Genomic DNA, 16,697 nt, shown 5'->3' on the forward strand with positions numbered 1-16,697 from the left:
CCGAAATCCAGGATTTCGCGGGGTCTTTCGCTTCGTACCCTCCGACACGCGTGACAGACGCGCATCGATTCCGCGCTCCCCGACGCGTTGACGCATCGCAGCACACGCAACCGTTCTTCAAACCCACCGGCAACGCCGCTCACCCATCGTCGCCGCCATGGCAAATCTGCTCACCCCGAACGAGCGGGTTGGGCATCGACGTCCGGCACGGCAAGGCATACATTCCCAAGGTTGGCGTGCTTATCCGCGCGCCAGCCTGCGCGTGAGCCGGCAACCGGCCGCGCGCCTTTATCAGCGTGAGACACAATCGAGCGTGGAGACGACACGATGAGCCTGTCAGAGCCATTGCGTCTGCATGTGCCGGAGCCCACCGGGCGCCCGGGCTGCAAGACGGATTTTTCCTATCTGCATCTATCGCCGGCCGGCGCGGTTCGCCGCCCGCCGATCGACGTAGCGCCGGCGGACACCGCCCATCTCGCCCGCAGCCTGGTGCGCGTGCTCGACGATCACGGCGAAGCCCTCGGCCCGTGGGCGCCGGATCTCGACGATGCGCGCCTGATCGCCGGGATGCGCGCGATGCTGAAGACCCGCATCTTCGACGCGCGGATGATGATCGCGCAGCGTCAGAAGAAAATCTCCTTCTACATGTTGAGCCTCGGCGAAGAGGCGATCGGCGCCGCGCATGCGATGGCGCTGCGTCACGGCGACATGTGCTTCCCGACCTACCGCCAGCAAAGCATCCTGATCGCGCGCGACGTGCCGCTCGAACGGATGATCTGCCAGCTGATGTCGAACGAAGGCGACCCGCTGAAGGGGCGCCAGCTTCCGGTGATGTACTCGGACCGCGAAGCCGGCTTCTTCTCGATCTCCGGCAATCTCGCGACGCAGTTCATCCAGGCGGTCGGCTGGGCGATGGCGTCGGCGATCAAGGGCGACACGAAGATCGCGTCCGCCTGGATCGGCGACGGCGCGACCGCGGAAGCCGACTTCCACACCGCGCTGACGTTCGCGCACGTGTATCGCGCGCCGGTCGTGCTGAACGTCGTCAACAACCAGTGGGCGATCTCGACGTTCCAGGCGATCGCGGGCGGCGAGGGGACGACCTTCGCCGGGCGCGGCGTCGGCTGCGGCATCGCTTCGCTGCGCGTCGACGGCAACGACTTCCTCGCGATCTACGCGGCGTCGACCTGGGCCGCCGAACGCGCGCGCCGCAATCTCGGCCCGACGCTGATCGAGTGGGTCACCTATCGCGCCGGCGCGCATTCGACGTCGGACGATCCGACGAAATACCGGCCGGCCGACGACTGGGCCCATTTCCCGCTCGGCGATCCGATCGCCCGCTTCAAGCAGCACCTGATCGCGAAGGGCATCTGGTCGGACAGCGCGCACGACGCGCTCACGGCCGAACTGGAAGCCGAGGTGATCGCCGCGCAGAAGGAAGCGGAGAAGTTCGGGACGCTGGCCGACGATCGGATTCCGTCGCCGGCCTCGATGTTCGACGACGTGTACAAGGAGCTGCCCGCGCATCTGCGCCGTCAGCGCCAGGAACTGGGAGCGTGATCATGGCGCAACATGAAACAACGACGGCGTCGGCCCAGCCGATGACGATGATCCAGGCGCTGCGCTCCGCGATGGACGTGATGCTCGGCCGCGACGACGACGTGGTCGTGTTCGGGCAGGACGTCGGCTACTTCGGCGGCGTGTTCTGCTGCACCGAGGGGCTGCAGGCCAAGTACGGCAAGTCGCGCGTGTTCGACGCGCCGATCTCGGAAGGCGGGATCGTGGGTGCTGCGGTCGGGATGGGCGCGTATGGCTTGCGGCCGGTCTGCGAGATCCAGTTCGCGGACTACTTCTACCCGGCGTCCGACCAGATCGTGTCGGAAGGCGCGCGGCTGCGCTATCGCTCGGCGGGCCAGTTCACCGCGCCGATGACGATCCGGATGCCGTGCGGCGGCGGCATCTACGGCGGCCAGACGCACAGCCAGAGCCCGGAGGCGATGTTCACGCAGGTCTGCGGACTGCGCACGGTGATGCCGTCGAATCCGTACGACGCGAAAGGACTGCTGATCGCGTCGATCGAGAACGACGACCCGGTGATCTTCCTCGAGCCGAAACGCCTGTACAACGGGCCGTTCGACGGCCATCACGAGCGTCCGGTCACATCGTGGCTCAAGCATCCGGGCAGCGAGGTGCCGGACGGCTATTACACGGTGCCGCTCGACACGGCCGCCGTCGTGCGGCCCGGCAACGACGTGACGGTGCTGACGTACGGCACGACCGTCCACGTGTCGCTGGCGGCTGCCGAGGAGACCGGCATCGATGCGGAAGTGATCGACCTGCGCACGCTGTGGCCGGTCGATCTCGACACGATCGTCGCGTCGGTGCGCAAGACCGGCCGCTGCGTGGTGGTGCACGAGGCGACGCGCACCTGCGGCTACGGCGCGGAGCTGGTGTCGCTCGTCCAGGAACACTGCTTCTACCATCTGGAGGCACCGGTCGAGCGGACGACGGGCTGGGACACGCCGTATCCGCACGCGCAGGAATGGGCGTATTTCCCCGGGCCGGCCCGGGTCGGCGAAGCGTTGCGCCGCGTGATGGAGGCCTGAGATGGGGATTCATGTCATCAAGATGCCGGATATCGGCGAAGGGATCGCCGAGGTCGAGCTGGTGGCCTGGCACGTTCAACCGGGGCAGACGATCGCCGAAGACCAGCCGCTCGCCGATGTGATGACCGACAAGGCGGCGGTGGAGATTCCGTCGCCGGTGGCGGGCAAGGTGCTGGAGCTCGGCGGCCGGATCGGCGAGATGATGGCGGTCGGCAGCGAGCTGATTCGTCTCGAAGTCGAAGGCGACGGCAACCTGAAATCGGGCGCGAAAGCACACGATGCAGGCCCGGATGCGACGCGGCGAGCGGCGGCGGTCGACGTGCCTGCCGAGTCGTCTTCCATAGCTGAGGGATCCGAAACACATGCGTCGTCGAAGGCGGCGACGCACGCCGCGTCCCGCGCGCCGGCCGAGCCGCGCCGCGCGGAACATGCGGCGGCGCCGCGCGCGGCGCTCGCGCCGGGCGAACGGCCGCTCGCGTCGCCGGCGGTGCGCCAGCGCGCGTGGGACATGGGCATCGAGCTGCGCTACGTGCGCGGCACCGGCGAGGCCGGGCGGATCCTGCACGCGGACCTCGACGCGTATGCGCGCACGGGCGGCGGCGCCGCGCGCGGATCGCAAGCGCGCGGCTACGCCGAGCGCAACGACGCAACCGAGGTGCCGGTGATCGGCCTGCGGCGCGCGATCGCGCGCAAGATGCAGGAAGCGAAGCGCCGCATTCCGCACTTCAGCTACGTCGAGGAGATCGACGTCACCGAGCTCGAGGCGCTGCGCGCCGAGCTGAACCGGCGCCACGGCGACACGCGCGGCCGGCTCACGCCGCTGCCGCTGCTGATCCGCGCGATGGTGATCGCGCTGCGCGACTTCCCGCAGATCAACGCGCGCTACGACGACGAAGCCGGTGTCGTCACGCAATACGGCGCGGTGCACATGGGCGTCGCGACGCAGACGGACGGCGGCCTCACGGTGCCGGTGCTGCGTCATGCGGAGGCGCGCGACGTATGGTCGATCTCGGCGGAAATCGCGCGGCTCGCCGACGCGGTGCGCGCGAACCGCGCGCAGCGCGACGAGCTGACCGGCTCGACGATCACGATCTCGAGCCTCGGCGCGCTCGGCGGCATCGTGTCGACGCCGGTCATCAACCATCCCGAGGTCGGCATCGTCGGCGTGAACCGGATCGTCGAGCGGCCGATGATCCGCGACGGCGCGATCGTCGCGCGCAAGATGATGAACCTGTCGTCGTCGTTCGACCATCGCGTCGTCGACGGCGCGGACGCGGCCGAATTCATCCAGGCCGTGCGCGAGGTGCTCGAGCGCCCGGCGCTGCTGTTCGTGGAGTGAGCCCGATGAAGAACGAACACACCACGCTGCTCGTGATCGGCGGCGGGCCGGGCGGTTACGTCGCCGCGATTCGCGCGGGGCAGCTCGGCATTCCGACGGTGCTCGTCGAGCGCGACCGGCTCGGCGGCACGTGCCTGAACATCGGCTGCATTCCGTCGAAGGCGCTGATCCACGTCGCCGACGCGTTCGAGCAGGCGCGCGGGCAGGCCGGCGAGGGGATGCTCGGGATTCGCGTGCGCGCGCCGGAGATCGACATCGCGAAAAGCGTCGCATGGAAGGACGGCATCGTCGAGCGGCTCACGCGCGGCGTCGGCGCGCTGCTGAAGAAGCACGGCGTGCGCGTGCTGCACGGCGACGCGCGCGTCGTCGACGGCAAGACGGTCGACGTCGTCGCCGGCGACCACACGACGCGGATCGCCTGCGAGCACCTGTTGCTCGCGACGGGTTCGGAGCCGGTCGAACTGCCGTCGATGCCGTTCGGCGCGCACGTCGTCTCGTCGACCGAGGCGCTGTCGCCCGCGTCGTTGCCGAAGCGGCTGGTCGTCGTCGGTGCCGGCTACATCGGGCTCGAACTCGGATTCGTCTATCGCAAGCTCGGCGTCGACGTCAGCATCGTCGAGGCGGCCGAGCGCGTGCTGCCTGCATACGACGCGGAACTCGCGAAGCCGGTCGCAGATTCGCTCGCGCGGCTCGGCGTCGGGCTATGGACGGGCCACAAGGTGCTGGGCCTCGCGAGCGACGGCGCGGTGCGCGTGCAGGCGCCCGACGGCGCGGAGAAAACCCTGCCGGCCGATCGCGTGCTGGTCGCGGTCGGTCGCCGGCCGCGCGTCGACGGCTTCGGGCTCGAATCGATGCCGCTCGATCGCAACGGTCGCGCGCTGCGCATCGATGACGAATGCCGGACGTCGATGCGCAACGTATGGGCGATCGGCGACGTCGCCGGCGAGCCGATGCTCGCGCATCGCGCGATGGCGCAAGGCGAGATGGTGGCCGAGCTGATCGCGGGACGGCGCCGCAAGTTCACGCCGGCCTCGATCCCGGCCGTGTGCTTCACCGATCCCGAGGTCGTCACGTCCGGCTGGTCGCCCGACGACGCGAAGGCGGCCGGTGTCGACTGCATCAGCGCGTCGTTCCCGTTCGCGGCGAACGGCCGCGCGATGACGCTGCAGGCGACCGACGGTTTCGTGCGCGTCGTCGCGCGGCGCGACACGCACCTGATCGTCGGCTGGCAGGCGGTGGGGCGCGGCGTGTCGGAACTGGCCGCCGCGTTTTCGCAGTCGCTCGAGATGGGCGCGCGGCTCGAGGACATCGGCGGCACGATCCACGCGCATCCGACACTCGGCGAAGCGATGCAGGAGGCGGCGTTGCGCGCGCTGGGACATGCGCTGCACGTGTGAGCATGTGCCGACCCGTGCGGCTGATCGAAGCCCCGCCACGGCGGGGCTTTTTTGCGTGCGCGGGTCGCAGGCGTCGGCGTCGGGTCTCTCGCGCCGGATTCGATGTTGCTTGTCGCGCCGGCAATATCCGGGTCGCCGACGATCGATCAACGTCGAGGCTGCGCATGCGGGCCTTGCCGCGGAAGGTCACGAAGGCACCCGCGTGTGCGCGGGCTGCGCCGTCACGTCGCGATAGAACGCATCGATCGCGTCCACCATCTGCGCAAGTCCCGGCTGTTCGAGCGGATAGTGGCCGGCGTTGTCGAGCATCACGACCTTGACGGGCACGTTGCGGATCCGCGCGAGGAATGGCTCGCTCAGGTGCTTCGGCGTCCAGCGGTCCGCGGCCGGCTGCGTGAGCAGGATCGGGCAGACGCGGAAGTTCTCCGGTTCGATCGCCGGCCGATACGACATGTACGAATCGAGAAAGGCCATCGTCATCGCGTTGCCGGCCGACGTGCGATCGGACAGCCACACCTTCAGCGCGTCGTCGCGGTTGACGAGCGCGTGCATCTTGCTCGCGAGCGACATCGGGATGCGCATCGCGCGCAGCGGCGTCTTCGCGGTGAAGTGCGTCATCGGGCCGCCGACCCGGCTCATGAACAGGTTGCGTGCGGTTTCGTCGCGCACCTGCCGAAGGCGCTGATCGAGGAACGTCATGCCGACGATGCCGTCGACCCTGCCGTTGAGCGCGGCCACATGATAGGTCAGCATGCCGCCCGCGCTCAGCCCGTAGAGCACGATGGGGCGATCGTCCTTCGCGCGCTCCGCGTCGATCAGGTCGCTGCCGGCGCGCACCCAGTCGTCGTAGCGCACGAGCGCGCCGCGCGCCACTTCGGTCATCCCGTATTCGGGCATGTCCACCGCGATCGTCTCGTAGCCGCGTCGCGCGAGCTGCTCGCCGACGATCATCGACATCTGCCGCCCGTTGGTACCGACGCCATGGAACAGGATCACCTTCACTTTCGCCAGAGGATCGCGATACGTGTCGAGGTGGAGGCGATGACCGTTCCAGCGCCACCATGCCTCATTCGGCTCGCGGTCGGCGGTCCACTGGAAGTCGGACGGCAGGAATGCCTGCATGGCACGCCAGACGGGTTGGTCGGCATAGGTCTTGGACATGGCGGCGGACTCCGGTCGATTGCACGAAAGGGCGGGTTGCGATGGAGCCCATCTTGATCCGGCGGCCGGTCGCCGGCCATGCTGGCGTGGGCCAACCGCTTTAGAATCTAGGCCAACACACGTCACGAGGCGTCCGATGAACGTCTGGAACTTTGCCCGCAGCCCGGCTTCCGTCCTGCTGATGATCGCGTTCGGGCGAGCGCGTGCGATCGCGCCGGCGGCCTTGCTGAAGGGCTCGCAACTCACGCTGAAGCAGCTCGCCGATCCGGACTTCACGGTGCTGACCGCGCAGGAACTGACGGTCGCGTCGAACCTGCTCGCGCTGACAGGCGACGAGCCGGGCGTCGGCCTGACGGTCGGCCTGTCGTATCAGCTGTCGGCCTACGGGCTGCTCGGGTACGGGCTGCTGAGCAGCGCGACCGGCATGGACGCCGTTGCGCTCGCCGGCCGCTATCTGGCGCTGACCTATACGTTCGTCGGGATGACGTACCGTCGCGCCGGTCGACACGACGCGATCGTATTCGACGCGTCGCCGGAACTGTCGACGCCGCTGCAGCGCTTCTTCGTCGAGCGTGCGATGGGCGCGACCTGTCGCGTGCTGCGCGACGTGACCGGCGACGCGTTCGAACTCGCGACGTTCGACGTCGCGTATGACGCGCAGCCGGGCGGCCGGCAGGTACTCGGCACGCGGGTCCGGTACGGGCGGCCCGGCAATGCGATCACGTTCGGGCATGCGCAGCTCGAACGGCCGTTGCCGCAGGCCAACGCCGCGACCGCCGCGATGTGCGAGCGCATGTGCGCGGAGCTGGTCTCGCGCCGGCGCACGCGCGTCGACTTCGTGTCGTTCCTGAACGAATACCTCGCTACGCGGCCGTTCGACCGGCCGCCGCAGCTGAAGGACATCGCGACGCTGCTGAACACGAGCGAGCGCACGCTCAAGCGCCGGCTGCGGGAAGAGGGCGCGTGCTTCCGCGACATCTCGAATGCGGTGCGCAGGACGCGTGCGCAGACGCTGATCGCCGAAGGGCGGCTGTCGATCAAGGAAATCGCGGAGGAACTGGGGTTCAGCGACATGTCGTCGTTCTCGCAGGCGTACAAGCGCTGGACCGGTGTCGCGCCGAGCGTGTCGCGGCTGGCCGGAACGGGCGCGTAGCGGGCGGGATGCGGGTTGCGGTTGACCCTCCCGCGCGAACCGTTCATCGTGGCGGTTCCACGCCGATTCACTGGCCTCGCACGGATTGTCGTCGGATCGGAGCAGCTCGCCTGAGCCGCGGCGGGCGGTGACCGCCGAAAGCGCTCTCGCAAGACTGTTTCGTCATACCAGGCGACCGCGCAACCGTGGCGTGCGCGCTGACCTACGATGAAGACATCGCGTCCATCGTCTGCCCAACCATGTGTACCCACTACCGCGCCCCCGATGAAGACCCGGGCATCAGCGAGCTGAGGATCGGCATCGGCGACCTGTTTCGCCGCGACCCGTGGGAACCCGACGTGTATCCGGACTATGCGGCGCCCATCGCACGTGCCGACGGCGACGGTCTCGCGGTCGTCAGCGCGGTGTTCGGTTTCTGGCCGAAGTTCATGCAGCCCGAGCGTCTCGACGAGCGCGGCCGCAAGCGAAAGAAGCTCGATACGGTGAACGCGCGCGCGGAGACGGTCGGTGAGTCGCGACTCTACGGCAACGCCTGGCGCAATGGCCAGCGCTGCCTGATTCCGGCGCGCTGGATCTTCGAGCCGTGCTACGAGACGGGCCGCAACGTGTGGCACCGGATCGGCGTCGACGGCTGGCAACCGTGCTGCGTCGCCGGCCTCTGGCGGCGCTACGAAGCGGCCGACGGCCACGAGCGGATCGGCATGACGATGCTCACGGTCAATGCGGACGATCATCCGGTGTTCGCGCGCATGCATCGGCCCGGCGACGAGAAGCGGGGCGTCGTGATCCTGCGTCGCGACGACTACGACGAATGGCTGCATGCACGCGACGTCGAGGCCGTGCGGCGCATGCTGACACTCCTTCCTGCGGCCGACATGGTCGCCGCACCCGATCCCGTGTCGCCCGCCGGCGCCTGAGCTTTCGTTTTCCATGCATTTGTCATACGCACAACCGACTGCTCCGCGGGTCGGACGTATCCCGTTTTCTCAGACGATTTCCAAAATTCCCGGATTCCGGGTAATCACCGATATCAGCCAAGTTGTATATACAAGATCATCCGCTGGCAATGTCGGCACACGTCGTGCCCGTTGCGCGCCAGCGTGCTGACCGTGCGTGCGTGGCGCATGCCGGCGATCCACGGCGCCCCGCACCCGACGAGCCGAAAAGGGCGGCTCGGCACGTTTTCCGTCTCGTCTCAACCATTTGTGATCCTCAGTATCTTGGAGATTTACCCGTGTCAACGAATCCCAGTGGAAAAGCCGGCGGTCTGATCGAGGTACGCTCGATCGATTTCATTCCCGACGCCGAACGCCACGGCGGACTGCTGAGCCAGTTCACGCTGTGGCTGTCCGCGAACATGCAGATCACGGCCATCGTCACGGGCGCGCTGGCGGTCGTGCTCGGCGGCGACGTGTTCTGGTCGCTGGTCGCGCTGTTGCTCGGCCAGTTCATCGGCGGTGCGGTGATGGCGCTGCACGGCGCGCAGGGGCCGCAGCTCGGGTTGCCGCAGATGATCTCGAGCCGCGTGCAGTTCGGCGTCTACGGCGCGATGATCCCGATCGTGCTCGTGTGCCTGATGTACATCGGTTTTTCCGCCAGCGGCTCGGTGCTCGCCGGGCAGGCCGTCGCGCAACTGCTGCACGTCGACGACGCGGCCGGCATCCTGCTGTTCGCGGCCGTGATCGTCGTGCTGACGGTGTTCGGCTATCGCGCGATCCACTTCGTCGGCCGGATCGCGAGCGTGATCGGCATCGTCGCGTTCGTCTACATGTTCACGCAGCTGTTCGCGAACCACGACGTCGGCGCGCTGCTCGCGAACAGGCACTTCTCGCTCGCGAGCTTCCTGCTGTCGATGTCGCTGTCCGCGTCGTGGCAGATCGCGTTCGGCCCGTACGTCGCCGACTACTCGCGCTACCTGCCGCGCTCGACGTCGTCGGTCGCCACGTTCCTCGCGGTCGGCCTCGGCTCGGTGATCGGCGCGCAGGCGGCGATGGTGTTCGGCGTGTTCGCGGCGGCGCTGGCCGGCAGCCAGTTCGCGCACCACGAGGTGTCGTATATCGTCGGCCTCGGCTCGACGGGCGCCGTGGCCGCGCTGCTGTACTTCAGCATCGCGTTCGGCAAGGTGACGGTGACCGCGCTCAACGCGTACGGCAGCTTCATGTCGATGGCGACGATCGTCAGCGGTTTCCGCGGCAAGGGCGCGGTGTCGTCGAAGAGCCGTCTCGTGTACATCTTCGGGATGATCTGCGTGTCGACGCTGATCGCGCTCGCCGGCCGCCATTCGTTCCTGAAGGAATTCACCGCGTTCATCCTGTTCCTGCTCGCGTTCTTCACGCCGTGGAGCGCGATCAACCTGGTCGACTACTACTGCTTCACGCGCTCGCGCTACGACGTGCCGGCGCTGTCCGATCCGGATGGCCGCTATGGCCGCTGGAACGTGATGGCGATCACGATCTACGTGGTCGGCATCCTGGTGCAGCTGCCGTTCATGTCGACGCACATCTACACGGGCCCGCTCGTCGACGCGCTCGGCGGCACCGACATCTCGTGGATTCTCGGCCTCATCGTGCCGGCCGTGCTGTACTACGTCGGCGCGCGTGCGTCGCGGCGCAGCATCCCCGAGCGCCTGATCCTGCCGCTCGAACGCGGCGAGGTTCATCACTGACGCATCGCGTCGTCCGCCGGGCCGGCTAGCAGCCGGCCTGAGCGGCCCGCCGCCGCGAGCCCGGCTCGACCGGCAGCCGCGTCGTACCTCACCTTCGTTATCCGCGATGCCGGCATGGCAGACCACCGTGCCCGGCGTCGTTCCATTCTCTTTTCATTGAATAGTAGGACTAAGCAGATGAACGCACGAGACATTCGTTCCCGGGCGCGATCGGCGCATGCCGGTCTTCGCATGGCCGTTACGGCCGCATGCCTGGGTGGGTCGGGCGCCGCGCTCGCGCAGGACGGCGTCACGCTGTACGGCGTGATCGACGAATTCGCGCAGTACGTGAATACCGGCAACGGCTACACGGCGGCGATCGGCTCGGGCGGCCAGTGGGGCAGCCGCTTCGGGCTGAAGGGCGGCGAGGACATCGGCGGCGGCCAGAAGATCGAGTTCGCGCTCGAGAACGGCTTCAACCCGAACGACGGTTCGCTGGCAAGCTCGGGCAGCATCTTCAACCGGCAGGCGTGGGTCGGCATCGCGGGGCAGTGGGGCAAGGTGCGTGCGGGCCGCCAGAATTCGCCGCTGTTCAACGACCAGGGCGGGCAGGACGCGTTCGGCGGCGTCACGCAGGCGTCCGGCATGGACAACCTGACCGTGTTCGCGTTCCGCACCAGCAATACGCTGTCGTACCAGAGCCCCGAGATCGCCGGTTTCCAGGCCGGGCTGTATTTCGGATTCGGCGACGCGGGCGGCGTGCGCTCGGCTGGCTCGAGCCAGCAGTTCGACGTGACCTACGAGCACGGGCCGTTCGCGGCATTCGTCGCGGGCCAGTGGCTGAAGAACAAGACCGCGACCACGACCGATCGCACGATCATGGCCGGCGCGTCGTACGCAATCGGCAAGGCGACGGTGTACGGCGGCTTCTCCGCGGTGAAGTGGGCAGACCTCGGGATCGATTCGCGCGTGTACGGGCTGTCGGTCAAGTACCAGCTCAATCCGGCGAACTACGTCGCGCTCGGCTATGCGTACCTGCACGACCAGAGGTCGCAGGGCGACAACGCGGACCAGTTCGGGCTGATGTACGAATACGACCTGTCGAAGCGCACGAGCTTCTATGGCGCGCTGTCGTACCTGCGCAACCGCAACCAGGCTGGCTACACGCTCGCCGGCGCGGCGAACCCGGGCCTGCCGCTCGCGTATCCGGGCGCGAATGCGCGCGGCGTGCAGCTCGGCATCGTGCATCGCTTCTGACGGTGCATCGGGCGCCGGGCCGCGCGGGCTGGCGCCTGTTTCCCGTCACGGGTGCGCGCAATCGCGTGCCTGCATGCGCGCGCCTACATCCCCAGCCGTTCCGCGAGCGAATGACGCTGCATGCAGCGCTCCATTGCGTCGAGGAACGCCTGCTCCGCAGCGTTCATCTTGCGGTCGCGATGCCACAGCAGGAACACGTCGACGTCGACGAGGCCCTCGTCAGGCGGCAGTCGCCACAGGCGTTGCTGCGCGATGTCGTCGCGCACGATGTGCTCCGGCAGGCAACCGATGCCGTAACCGGCGAAGATCAGCCGCCGCACTTCCTCGAGGCTCGGCGACGACGCGACGATGCGTCCGGTGAAGCCCTTCTGGTCGCGGAACACGGTGAGCGGCGACAGGCTGTCGCCGATCTGGTCGCTCGTAAACGACACGAAGTTTTCCGCGAGCAGGTCGTCCATCCGCAATTGGGTCTGCCCGAACAGCCGGTGATGGCGGCCGCAGTAGATCGCGTAGCGCTGCCGCAGGAAGCAGCGCATCTCCAGCTTGTCGTGCGGCGTGCGGCATAGGCCGAGCCCGGCGGTGGCCGTCTTCTGCAGCAGCGACGACAGGATGTCCGACGAGCGCATCACCTCGATCTGCAGGTCGATGCGCGGATACGCGCGATGGAAGTCGGCGAGGAATTCGTCGTAGACGGGCGACTCGATGCGGCTCACCGTCAGCAGCCGGATCGAGCCGGTCAGGTCGGCCGTGCTGTCGTCGAGCTCCGTTTCGAGCCGCGACACGCCGCCGTAGATGTCGCTCGCGATCCGGTACACGGCTTCGCCCGCCGGCGTCGGCGCGAAGTGCGCGCCGCGCCGCTCGATCAGCTTGCGCTCGAGGGCCTCCTCGAGCCGCCGCAGCGCCTGGCTCACGGCCGGCTGCGTCACGTGCAGGCGCGCGGCCGCGCGGCTCACGCTGCGCTCCTGCATGATCACCAGGTAGGTGCGCAGCAGGTTCCAGTCGAGGCGGTCGTTGAGGAAGGGGGCGAGGTCGGCGCGCATCGGGTCAGTCATTAGCTGAATTTATACGCGAAATAATAACTTGAAATTTGACTAATGATGTGCGGTCGCCGATAAAGGAGGGGCGCCGCACCGTGCGGCGCGAGGCCGCGACAGATGGCCGGCCATCACGATATCGCGCGTGCCGCGGCGCGCGCCAGGAGCCCGCATGACCCAGTCCCTTCCTTCCGCCCGCCAGCCGGCGCGTGCCGCGACGGCCGCGTTCATCGGCACGATGATCGAGTGGTACGACTTCTACATCTACGCGACCGCCGCCGCGCTCGTGTTCGGGGAACTCTATTTCCCGTCGCATGACCGCTTCGTCAGCACGATGGCGTCGTTCGCGACGTTCGCGGTCGGCTTCTTCGCGCGCCCGCTCGGCGGCATCGTGTTCGGCCACCTCGGCGATCGCATCGGCCGCAAGAAGGCGCTGATGACGACGCTGATGATGATGGGCGTCGCGACCGTTTGCGTCGGGCTGCTGCCCGACTATTCGAAGGTCGGCATGCTCGCGCCGGTGCTGCTGGTCGCGCTGCGCGTCGTGCAGGGGATCGCGGTCGGCGGCGAGTGGGGCGGTGCGGTGCTGATGGCGGGCGAACACGCGCCGCAGGGTCGCCGCACCTTCTTCGCGTCGTTTGCGCAACTCGGCAGCCCGGCCGGGCTGATCCTGTCGCTGGTCGCGTTCCGCGCGGTCACGTCGATGGACAAGGCCGACTTCCTCGCCTGGGGCTGGCGCCTGCCGTTCCTCGCGAGCTCGGTGCTGCTCGTGGTCGGCATCCTGATCCGGCTCGGCGTGAACGAGTCGCCGGAGTTCGCGCGCGTGAAGGAGACGAACCGTACCGTGAAGCTGCCGGTCGCCGAAGTGTTCCGCTCCGCATCGGGGCTCGTGCTGCTCTGCATCGGCGCGAACACGATCGGGATCGCGGGCGTCTATTTCACCAACACGTTCATGATCGCGTACACGACGCAGTACGTCGGCGTGTCGCGCTCGCTGATCCTCGACAGCCTGTTCGCGGTCGCGATCATCCAGTTCATCGCGCAGCCGATCGCCGCGTGGATCGCCGAGCGCATCGGCGGCGCGCGTTTCCTGAAGATCGCCGCGCTGCTCGCGATGCTGTCGCCGTACCCGATGTTCATGCTCGTGCAGGGCGGCACGTCCGCGTCGCTCGTCGCGGGCATCGCGCTCGCGGTCGTCTGCATGGCCGGTTTCTATTCGGTGATCGCCGGCTTCGTGAGCGGCGTGTTTCCCGCGCACGTGCGCTATTCGGCGATCTCGCTCGCTTATCAGATCTGCGGCGCGATCGCGGGCGGCCTGACGCCGCTCGTCGGCACCTGGCTCGCGCATCGCTTCGCGGGGCAGTGGTGGCCGCTCGCGGTGTTCTACACGGGTCTCGCCGGCGTCTCGCTGCTTTGCATCGTCGCGCTCGACGCGCGCCGCGCGGCCCGGCCGGCCGCCGCCGAAGCGCTCGGCTCGCGCTGAAACTCAACGAACGAATTCATCGGAGTGCAAATGAAAGACCTGCTGGAAATCGACGGTGCCCGCCTGTGGCGGAGCCTGGCCGACATGGCGCGCATCGGCGCGACGCCGCGCGGCGGCGTGCGGCGCCTTGCGCTGACCGACGACGATCGGCGCGGGCGCGACCTGTTCGCGCAGTGGTGCCGCGACGCGGGAATGACGGTGAGCGTCGATGCGGTCGGCAACCTGTTCGCGCGGCGCGCCGGCACCGATGCCCAGGCCGCGCCGGTGCTGATCGGCAGTCATCTCGACACGCAGCCCGAAGGCGGGCGCTTCGACGGCGTGTACGGCGTGCTCGCCGCGCTGGAGCTCGTGCGCACGCTGAACGATGCGGGCATCGCGACCGACAAGCCGCTCGAGATCGTGTCGTGGACCAACGAGGAGGGCGCGCGTTTCGCACCGGCGATGCTCGGCTCGGCGGTGTTCACGGGCGCGCTGCCGCTCGACGACGCGCTCGCGAAGCAGGATGCCGACGGTGTCACGCTCGGCGCCGCGCTGGACGCATGCGGCTACCGCGGCACGCGCGCGCCGGGCGGCGCGCTCGACGCGTATTTCGAAGCGCATATCGAACAGGGCCCGGTGCTCGAGGCGAACGGCACGACGATCGGCGTCGTCACGGGCGGGCAGGCGATCCGCTGGCTCGACGTGAGCGTGACGGGCGTGGCCGCGCATGCGGGCACGACGCCGATGCCGTATCGCAAGGACGCGTATTTCGCGAGCGCGCAGATCGCGCTCGAACTGGAACGGATCGTCGCGGGCTACGCGCCGCGCGGGCTCGCGACGATCGGGCAGGTCGGCATCCGCAACGCGTCGCGCAACACGATCGCAGGCGACGTGACGTTCACGGTCGACCTGCGCCATCATGACGATGCGCAGGTCGACGCGATGGAGCGAGACCTGCGCGACGCCTGCGCGCGCGTGGCCGCCGCGCGCGGCGTTCAGGTGTCGATCGACACCTGCTGGCGCAGCCCGGCGACGCCGTTCGACTGCGCCTGCGTCGAACTGGTCGCGCAGGCGGCGGACGCATTCGGCTACACGAACGAGCGGATCGTCAGCGGCGCCGGTCACGACGCGATCCTGCTCGCGCGCCGCGTGCCGACCGCGATGGTGTTCATCCCGTGCGTCGACGGGCTGTCGCACAACGAGGCCGAAGACGCGTTGCCCGACGACGTGACGCGCGGCACGAACGTGCTGCTCAACGCGGTGCTCGCGCGCGCGGGCGTCGCGACGCGCGTGGCCGCGGCCGCGCACGACGCATGACACGGCGAATCGACGAGGACCCACGATGAAAACCTATTTCCACCCCGAACAGTTGCTGCACCATCCGCGCACCTACCTGTCGCGCGGCAGGATGCGCGAGCCGCAGGAGGTGCCCGAGCGCGCGGCGCGGCTGGTCGCGGCGGTGCATGCGCTCGACTTCGACGTGCGCGAGCCGGCCGACCGCGGCACCGCACCGATCGCGGCCGTGCACGACATGAACTACCTGCGTTTTCTCGAGGAAGCGCACCGCGACTGGAAGCGGATGCCCGACGACTGGGGCGACGAAGTGATGTCGAACGTTTTCGTGCGCGACCCGAACCCGCTGCGCGGCGTGCTCGCGAAGGCCGCGCGCTATCTCGCCGACGGCAGCTGCCCGGTCGGCGCGAACACGTGGCGCGCCGCGTACTGGTCCGCGCAGAGCGCGCTCGCGGCCGCGGCGGACGTGAACGACGGCGCGCGCGATGCGTACGCACTGTGCCGGCCGCCCGGCCATCACGCGCGCCGCGATGCGGCCGGCGGCTTCTGCTACCTGAACAATGCGGCGATCGCCGCGCAGGCGCTGCTCGGCCGCCATCGCCGGATCGCGATCCTCGACACCGACATGCATCACGGGCAGGGTGTGCAGGAGATCTTCTACGGCCGCGACGACGTGCTGTACGTATCGATCCACGGCGACCCGACCAACTTCTATCCGGTCGTCGCCGGTTACGAGGACGAGACGGGTGCGGGCGCCGGCGACGGCTACAACCTGAACCTGCCGATGCCACACGGCGCGCCCGAGTCGGCGTTCTTCGAGCGGCTCGACGACGCGCTGCGCGCGCTCGCGCGGTTCCAGCCCGACGCGCTCGTGCTCGCGCTCGGCTTCGACATCTACAAGGACGACCCGCAATCGCAGGTGGCCGTCACGACCGACGGGTTCGGCCGGCTCGGCGGCGCGATCGGTGCGCTCGGCTTGCCGACGGTGATCGTGCAGGAAGGCGGCTATCACCTCGAGAGCCTCGACGTGAATGCGCGCGCGTTCTTCGGCGGGTTCGCCGGCGCGCGCTGAGCGCTGAGACGTCGATACGTCGATACGTCGATACGTCGGTACGTCGGTACGTCGGTACGTCGGTACGTCGGTACGTCGGTACGTCGGTACGTCGATGCGTCGAAACGTCGATACGTCGATACGTCGATACGTCGATACGTCGATACGTCGGTACGTCGGTACGTCGGTACGTCGAAACGTCGATGCGTCGAAACGTCGAAGCGGCGGCGCGCGATGCGCAGGCCTTCAACGAAAATGCCCGCACCGGAATCCCGGCGCGGGCATTTCTCAATCGCGGTG

13 protein-coding genes are annotated in these 16,697 nt (G+C 68.4%); 11 read left to right on the top strand and 2 right to left on the bottom strand.

From position 1 onward, the window contains the following. The first annotated feature begins 327 nt into the window (after positions 1-327). From U5A56_RS25840 to lpdA, 4 genes are read left to right on the top strand one after another with little or no spacing between them, the layout of a single operon-like run. On the top strand, positions 328-1,560 hold the full coding sequence (locus tag U5A56_RS25840; protein ID WP_044844942.1) for a 3-methyl-2-oxobutanoate dehydrogenase (2-methylpropanoyl-transferring) subunit alpha: 1,233 nt from the start codon (positions 328-330) through the stop codon (positions 1,558-1,560). Positions 1,561-1,562: 2 nt separating this feature from the next. Further along, positions 1,563-2,606: an alpha-ketoacid dehydrogenase subunit beta gene (locus tag U5A56_RS25845; protein WP_321925248.1), complete on the top strand. Its 1,044-nt coding sequence runs from the start codon at positions 1,563-1,565 to the stop codon at positions 2,604-2,606. 1 nt (position 2,607) lies between these two features. Continuing rightward, on the top strand, positions 2,608-3,945 hold the full coding sequence (locus tag U5A56_RS25850) for a dihydrolipoamide acetyltransferase family protein (RefSeq protein ID WP_321925249.1): 1,338 nt from the start codon (positions 2,608-2,610) through the stop codon (positions 3,943-3,945). 5 nt (positions 3,946-3,950) lie between these two features. After that, positions 3,951-5,342: a dihydrolipoyl dehydrogenase gene (gene lpdA, locus U5A56_RS25855; protein ID WP_044844939.1), complete on the top strand. Its 1,392-nt coding sequence runs from the start codon at positions 3,951-3,953 to the stop codon at positions 5,340-5,342. 186 nt (positions 5,343-5,528) lie between these two features. Here the strand turns inward: lpdA and U5A56_RS25860 are convergent, their stop codons facing one another. Continuing rightward, positions 5,529-6,503: an alpha/beta hydrolase gene (locus tag U5A56_RS25860; protein ID WP_044844938.1), complete on the bottom strand. Its 975-nt coding sequence runs from the start codon at positions 6,501-6,503 to the stop codon at positions 5,529-5,531. Between the two features lie 136 nt (positions 6,504-6,639). On the opposite strand from U5A56_RS25860, the gene U5A56_RS25865 reads away from it, so the two are divergent. The 4 genes from U5A56_RS25865 to U5A56_RS25880 all read left to right on the top strand — a co-directional run bounded on the left by U5A56_RS25865 (position 6,640) and on the right by U5A56_RS25880 (position 11,557). After that, positions 6,640-7,656, top strand: coding sequence for an AraC family transcriptional regulator (locus U5A56_RS25865; protein WP_044844937.1), 1,017 nt, complete (start codon positions 6,640-6,642; stop codon positions 7,654-7,656). A gap of 239 nt (positions 7,657-7,895) precedes the next feature. After that, a complete protein-coding gene (locus U5A56_RS25870) occupies positions 7,896-8,573 on the top strand; it encodes an SOS response-associated peptidase family protein (RefSeq protein ID WP_044844936.1) in 678 nt (225 codons plus the stop codon). A 317-nt stretch (positions 8,574-8,890) separates the two neighbouring features. Further along, positions 8,891-10,321 (top strand): purine-cytosine permease family protein, encoded by a 1,431-nt coding sequence (locus tag U5A56_RS25875; protein WP_044844935.1) that lies wholly within the window; start codon positions 8,891-8,893, stop codon positions 10,319-10,321. A gap of 177 nt (positions 10,322-10,498) precedes the next feature. Beyond that, positions 10,499-11,557, top strand: a complete 1,059-nt coding sequence (locus tag U5A56_RS25880) for a porin (RefSeq protein ID WP_321925251.1) — start codon at positions 10,499-10,501, stop codon at positions 11,555-11,557. Positions 11,558-11,640: 83 nt separating this feature from the next. Here U5A56_RS25880 and U5A56_RS25885 read toward each other — a convergent pair whose 3' ends face one another. After that, positions 11,641-12,597 carry a LysR family transcriptional regulator gene (locus U5A56_RS25885; protein WP_044844933.1) on the bottom strand — a complete coding sequence of 319 codons (957 nt, stop codon included), beginning with the start codon at positions 12,595-12,597 and terminating at the stop codon, positions 11,641-11,643. Positions 12,598-12,763: 166 nt separating this feature from the next. Here U5A56_RS25885 and U5A56_RS25890 point away from each other — a divergent pair, with 166 nt between their 5' ends. From U5A56_RS25890 to U5A56_RS25900, 3 genes are read left to right on the top strand one after another with little or no spacing between them, the layout of a single operon-like run. Then, positions 12,764-14,074 carry an MFS transporter gene (locus U5A56_RS25890; protein WP_044844932.1) on the top strand — a complete coding sequence of 437 codons (1,311 nt, stop codon included), beginning with the start codon at positions 12,764-12,766 and terminating at the stop codon, positions 14,072-14,074. A gap of 30 nt (positions 14,075-14,104) precedes the next feature. After that, positions 14,105-15,370: a Zn-dependent hydrolase gene (locus U5A56_RS25895; RefSeq protein WP_321925253.1), complete on the top strand. Its 1,266-nt coding sequence runs from the start codon at positions 14,105-14,107 to the stop codon at positions 15,368-15,370. Positions 15,371-15,395: 25 nt separating this feature from the next. Further along, positions 15,396-16,418, top strand: coding sequence for a histone deacetylase family protein (locus U5A56_RS25900; RefSeq protein WP_321925254.1), 1,023 nt, complete (start codon positions 15,396-15,398; stop codon positions 16,416-16,418). Positions 16,419-16,697 lie beyond the last annotated feature (279 nt).

It is taken from the genome of Burkholderia sp. BCC1998 (assembly GCF_905339875.1).
Classification (GTDB): Bacteria; Pseudomonadota; Gammaproteobacteria; order Burkholderiales; family Burkholderiaceae; genus Burkholderia.